The following is a 6,027-nucleotide window of genomic DNA, read 5'->3' on the forward strand; positions in this document are numbered from 1 at the left end:
GACCTGATGAGCTCACCCCGCATGGGTCGTCGTTCGTCGACCCCGGAAAATAAGTCCTCTGCACCCAAAGCGAGCTTTGGGCAGTTGATGCCCTATCTGCTCGAACACAAGAAGGTTCTCTCCTTCGTCATCGTGCTCAGCGTGATTGGCGCAGGTGCGTCACTTGCCCAGCCACTTCTGGTGGGGCAGGTCATCAACCGCGTCAGTGCGGGTGAACTCATGGGCAACCTGGTCTGGTTGCTGATAGGTCTGGTTGTTGCCACCGCGCTGATCAATGGTTTCCAGCACTACCTGCTGCAGCGCACAGGTGAAGGTGTTGTTCTCTCATCTCGTCGTCGCTTGGTTTCTCGCATTCTGCGCCTACCGATTAGCGAATTCGACACTCGTCGCACCGGAGACCTTGTCTCACGCGTGGGCTCAGACACCACCTTGCTTCGTGCTGTGTTGACCCAAGGTTTGGTCGAAGCAATTGGTGGATCACTGACCTTTGTCGGTTCCATCATTGCCATGGCCATTCTTGACCCTGTTCTTCTGGGTCTGACCGTTCTTGTGGTGTTCAGCGCGATCACGATTGTGACCGTGCTTTCCAGACGTATTCGCGTGGCCAGCCGCAAGGCACAGGCCAAAGTGGGTGAGCTTGCTGCCTCGGTTGAGCGTGCAATCTCTGCCGTGCGCACGGTTCGTGCGGCTAACGCCACCAACCGAGAAATCAAGGTTGTTGAAGAAGAAGCCGAAGGCGCCTACCGAATGGGCATCAAGGTCGCCAAGATCTCTGCGCTTGTCGTTCCCGTTGCCGGTATCGCCATGCAGGTCGCATTCCTTACCGTGCTCGGTGTGGGCGGTTACCGCGTTGCCTCTGGCGCCATCACGGTTGCCAACCTTGTGACCTTCATCCTGTTCTTGTTCATGATGATCATGCCTTTGGGTCAAGCCTTTGGTGCGATTACCTCGGTAAATGCTGCCCTGGGTGCCCTGGGTCGTATTCAGGAAATCATTGCTCTGCCGAGTGAAGGCGAGTTCGATCGCGACCTCGCTCCCCTCGCTGTGCTGGATGGTGGTGCTCGTGGTGCGGTGAAGAACTCTCCTGTTGCCGTGGAATTCGTGGACGTGAAGTTCTCCTATCCCAAGCAGGTCCTTCCTGTTGAGGAAGATGAGAGCACAACTGACCCCATCTCCAAGCTTTCCCGTGCTGAGAAGGCACGCATCAAGGCCGGCGGTGCCGCAGGTGAAGCTCTTGCTGAAGAAGCCAAGCCGGAGATTGATGCTCCTGAGATCCTCAAGGGTGTCTCCTTCTCCGTAGCTCACGGAACTCGTGCTGCTTTGGTAGGACCTTCAGGCGCTGGCAAGTCCACCATCTTGGGGCTCATTGAACGTTTCTATGACCCCAACTCGGGTGAGATCCGCTTGGGTGGAGTAGATATCAAGGCATTGCCTCGCGAAGATCTCCGCGCACAGATTGGCTATGTCGAGCAGGATGCACCAGTCCTGGCCGGCTCTCTGCGCGACAACCTCCTACTCGGCTCGCCTAATGCCACAGACGAGCAGTGCATTGCCGTGCTTGCAGATGTGAACTTGTCCACCGTGCTGGAGCGCAGTGGCCTAGGCCTCGACGCCCCTGTGGGCGAAGAGGGCGTCATGCTTTCCGGTGGTGAACGTCAGCGTCTGGCAATCGCTCGTGCACTGCTTGCCGCACCTCCGGTGCTGTTGCTGGATGAGTCAACCTCCAGCTTGGATGGTGCGAACGAACAGCTCATGCGTGAGGCGATTGATCGCGTTGCTCAGGACCGCACTCTCATTATCATTGCGCACCGTCTTTCCACCGTGGTCGACAGCGATCAGATCATTGTGCTGGAAAACGGTGCTGTGGTCGGAACTGGTACCCACTCAGACCTGGTGAAGTCGACTCCCCTCTACAAGGAGCTCGCAAAGCACCAGCTGCTGGTTTAGCTTTCCTGAATATAGATAACTAAGAACGCCCCTCCGAGTGGAGGGGCGTTCTTCATGTGTTCGTGTTTAGGCGAAGGGGTTAGGAGTCATGGTGTACTTCGTGGAGAGGTACTCGTTGATTCCTTCAAAGCCACCTTCACGGCCAAGACCGGACATCTTCACGCCACCAAAGGGGGCAGAAGCGTTGGAGATGACACCCGCGTTGAGGCCCATCATTCCGGTCTGCAGCTTCTCAATCAGACGCTGACCGCGCTTGAAGTCTTCAGTGTAGACATAACCAATGAGACCGTATTCGGTGTCGTTGGCAATGTTGATGCCCTCTTCTTCAGTTGCGAAGGTGGTGATGGAGAGCACAGGACCAAAGATTTCTTCAGTCATGATGTCTGCACCTGACGTGACACCGGTCAGCACTGTGGGCTCATAGAAGGTGCCAGCACCATCGATTGCTTTGCCACCGGTGAGGACGGTTGCACCCTTGGACACAGCATCCTGAACCAACTGGTTGGCCTTGGCTACTGCCTTGGTGTCGATGAGGGGGCCAATGGTGACGCCTTCTTCGGTGCCGCGACCAATCTTCATCGCCTGGACACGCTCGGTGACCTTCTGAGCAAACTCAGCAGCGACAGATTCGTGAACGATCACGCGGTTGGCAGCGGTGCAGGCCTGGCCGATGTTACGGAACTTGGCAATCATCACGCCCTCAACTGCCTTGTCGAGATCTGCATCTTCGAAGACGAGGAACGGGGCGTTGCCGCCGAGCTCCATCGAGGTGCGAAGCATGTTCTCGGTAGCCAACTTCATGAGTGACTGTCCCACACCAGTGGAACCGGTGAAGGAGAGTTTGCGCAGGCGCTTGTCCGTGACGATGGGGTCAGAAACTTCTGCTGTTGTCGAAGTGGTGAACACGTTGACCACACCTGCGGGAACACCGACTTCTTCGAGGATCTTGACGAAGTAGAGAGTGGTGAGTGGTGTCAGAGTTGCAGGCTTGACCACGACGGTGCAGCCCGCAGCCAGTGCGGGAGCAATTTTGCGGGTGGCCATCGCCAGTGGGAAGTTCCACGGGGTGATCAAGTAGCTGGGGCCGACAGGCATCTGGGTCACAATGGTACGACCGGTGCCTTCAGGGTTGGTGCCGTAACGGCCAGTGATGCGGACAGCTTCTTCGCTGAACCAACGCAGGAACTCGGAGCCGTAGTTGACCTCTCCCAAAGCTTCTGAGAGGGGCTTACCCATCTCGAGGGTCATCAGCAGGGCAAACTCATCCTTGAGCTCTTGAACGCGCTCAAAAGCCTTACGGAGCAGCTCGCTTCGGACGCGAGGTGCAGTGGCAGCCCAGGCGTCCTGTGCCGCGACAGCAGCGTCCAGGGCCTTCATGCCGTCTGCAGGAGAAGCGTCAGCGATGCTCTTGATTACCAGGCCAGTGGCGGGGTCATGCACGTCCACCGTCTTACCGCCGGCAGCGTCTACCCACTTGCCGTTGATATACAGCTGAGTTGGGACCTTAGCGAGCAGTTCTGATTCGGAAATCGTTGACATTCTTCACCTTTTCTACGGATTCCTCATTCTAACCGCAAAATAGGTGCGGAATAAAGGGGTCGTTCGTACTCAAACGATAATACAAGAACTCAGCCCCCTCTTTCGAGGGGGCTGAGGACAGTATTTAGCTGAATTACTTGATTTCGCGACCAAGTTTGCTGGGCCACCAGATCTTGGGTCCGATGTCATACGCCATGGCAGGAACCAGGAGTGTGCGCACCAGAACGGTGTCAATGATGACACCAACCGAGACGATGAAGGCCAGCTGAACCAAGAAGAGCAGCGGGATAACACCCAACGCTGCGAAGGTTGCTGCCAGGACGATACCTGCCGAGGTAATGACACCACCGGTAACGGTGAGGCCCTTCAAGATACCCGGACGTGTTCCGATCTTGAGGCTTTCTTCACGCACACGCGTCATCAAGAAGATGTTGTAGTCAATACCCAACGCCACCAAGAAAACGAATCCAAAGAGCGGAACGCTCGCATCAGCACCGGGGAAACCAAACACATTGTTGAAGAAGATCGCGGACAGACCCATCGTTGCGGCAAAGCTCACCACGACGGTGAAGATCAACAGCAGCGGAGCCACGATCGAACGCAGCAACAGCATCAGGATGATGAAGATCACAACCAACACGATCGGGATGATCTTGGCTAGGTCAGCTTCAGCTGTGTTATTGGTGTCCAGAGCAATAGCTGTCTCGCCACCGACCAAGACCGAAGGATCAATAGTTGCCAGGTCGGTGCGCATCTGCTCAACGACATTCTCGGCTTCTTTGGAATCTGCCTGGTAGGTCAGGTTGGCGTTGATGAGAACCTTACCGTCAACGACCTGAGGAATGGTTTCAATCTCAGGCATGACGAAAGCAGAAGGGGCACCTGCAGCTGGAGGGCCGCTGGCATATGCAGCTGCGGCAGCAGCTGCAGCGTCTTCAGCTGCCTTCTTGTAGGCAGCAGTCATGGCTTCTGCATCTGCCTGAACAGTGACCTTGGAAATACCTTCGGTTGACTCAGCAGCCGACATCACAGCGTCCATCTTGGACTCGTCCGCGATGATGATCACGGGAGAACCGTCACCTGCATCGAAGTGCTCGGCCAATACTTCCTGACCATCAACAGATTCAATATTGTTACCCAGAAGAAGATCGGTCTGAGGAATACCACTGGCCTTGAGGCCCGGCAGACCAGCAATGGCCGCCAGAAGAACGACCAAAGTGATGATCCAGGTTGCACGAGGCTTCTTGCCGACGAGGTTACCCACGCCCTTCCAGAGACCACGAACACCTTCGAGACCAGGAAGAGTGTTGGGCTCAACGGGAGCCAACTTCTTCTTGCCGGGCTTGGGCATGAATGGCCAGAATGCCGCACGGCCAAAGATGGCCAGCAGTGCAGGCAAGAAGCTAATCGCTGCCAAGAAAGCGAAACCAATACCGAATGCGGCAATGGGGCCCAGTGACTTGTTGGAGTTGAGGTCCGAGAACAAGAGGCAGAGCAGTGCAGCAATAACGGTTGCGGCAGAAGCAAAGATCGGCTCGAAAGCACCCTTGAAGGCGCGACCAATAGCAGACCACTTGTTCTGAACTTCGAACAGTGCCTCACGGTAACGGGCAACAAAGAGCAGGGCGTAGTCGGTCGCAGCACCAATAACCAGAATCGAGAGAATTCCCTGGCTCTGTCCATTGACCTTGATGATGTCATTCAGGGCGAGGTAGTAAATACCCAGAATCGAACCGGACAGTGCGAAGACCGAGGTTAACAGCACCAGTACAGGAAGCAATAGAGCGCGGTACACAACGAGCAGGATGATGAACACTGCCAGCAGGGCCACAATCAGCAAGATGCCATCGATACCAGCGAAGCCGCTGACGAAGTCAGCAAGGAGACCACCAGGGCCTGTCACATAAGACGTGAATCCGGCAGGAGTGACATCAGCCAGCTCAGCGCGAAGGCCGTTGATACTGCTGAGGAGTTCTTCACCACTTGCCGAGTAGAAGACGAGGTACTCAACGGCTTGGCCGTCTTCGGAGTAGGTGGGTCCCAGCACGGAAGGAACTTCACCCTCAACAGTGGGAGCAACACCTTCTGCTTCTTCTAAAGTGGTGGTCAGCTCATCGAACTTGAGCTTGTCCGCGTCGGTGACCTCTCCAGAATCCTTCTGGAAAACCACAATGGCGGGGATGTTTTCAGAGTCGTTGAACTTGGTCTGCCACTCGTTGACCTCGGTGCTCTGCGCACTGGCAGGCAGGAAGCCGGCCTGGTCGTTAGTGGAGACCTCAGAGATCTTGCCGAACGTGGGGCCACCCAGACCTGCGATAGCAAACCAGACGACAACCAAGACGGTCGGTAACAGGATGCGGAGCCACAGCTTCGGAGTCCAGTCCTTCATTTCTTTCCCCTTTGAAAAGCACAATTTCATACGCTCGGACGAGCTATGGGGCCGCCTAGGGTGTCTAGGTTCACGACCTTGTTGACACATGAGTCGCGTCCTTATTAACACTAGATGAGTCGCGTCCTTGTTGACACTCTGGAGCAATGTCG

The 6,027-nt window shown here is 55.9% G+C and carries 3 protein-coding genes; 1 reads left to right on the forward strand and 2 read right to left on the reverse strand.

All coding sequences use genetic code 11. From position 1 onward, the window contains the following. The first annotated feature begins 6 nt into the window (after positions 1 to 6). The gene (locus tag M2118_RS08545) at positions 7 to 1,947 is read left to right on the forward strand and encodes an ABC transporter ATP-binding protein (RefSeq protein WP_280795524.1); all 1,941 of its coding nucleotides are present in this window, start codon (positions 7 to 9) and stop codon (positions 1,945 to 1,947) included. Positions 1,948 to 2,013: 66 nt separating this feature from the next. Here the strand turns inward: M2118_RS08545 and M2118_RS08550 are convergent, their stop codons facing one another. Both M2118_RS08550 and M2118_RS08555 read right to left on the reverse strand, forming a co-directional pair. Beyond that, complete coding sequence (locus tag M2118_RS08550; protein WP_280795525.1) at positions 2,014 to 3,486, reverse strand: NAD-dependent succinate-semialdehyde dehydrogenase; 1,473 nt, start codon at positions 3,484 to 3,486, stop codon at positions 2,014 to 2,016. A gap of 133 nt (positions 3,487 to 3,619) precedes the next feature. Further along, positions 3,620 to 5,875 (reverse strand): MMPL family transporter, encoded by a 2,256-nt coding sequence (locus tag M2118_RS08555; protein ID WP_280795526.1) that lies wholly within the window; start codon positions 5,873 to 5,875, stop codon positions 3,620 to 3,622. Positions 5,876 to 6,027 lie beyond the last annotated feature (152 nt).

This window comes from Aurantimicrobium minutum, assembly GCF_029892845.1.
GTDB classification, from domain to species: Bacteria; Actinomycetota; Actinomycetes; order Actinomycetales; family Microbacteriaceae; genus Aurantimicrobium; species Aurantimicrobium minutum_B.

Bases quoted from the DNA above. Each gene is read 5' to 3' on its own strand.
- M2118_RS08545 (WP_280795524.1), top strand. From the start codon at position 7: ATGAGCTCACCCCGCATGGGTCGTCGTTCGTCGACCCCGGAAAATAAG.
- M2118_RS08550 (WP_280795525.1), bottom strand. From the start codon at position 3,486: ATGTCAACGATTTCCGAATCAGAACTGCTCGCTAAGGTCCCAACTCAG.
- M2118_RS08555 (WP_280795526.1), bottom strand. From the start codon at position 5,875: ATGAAGGACTGGACTCCGAAGCTGTGGCTCCGCATCCTGTTACCGACC.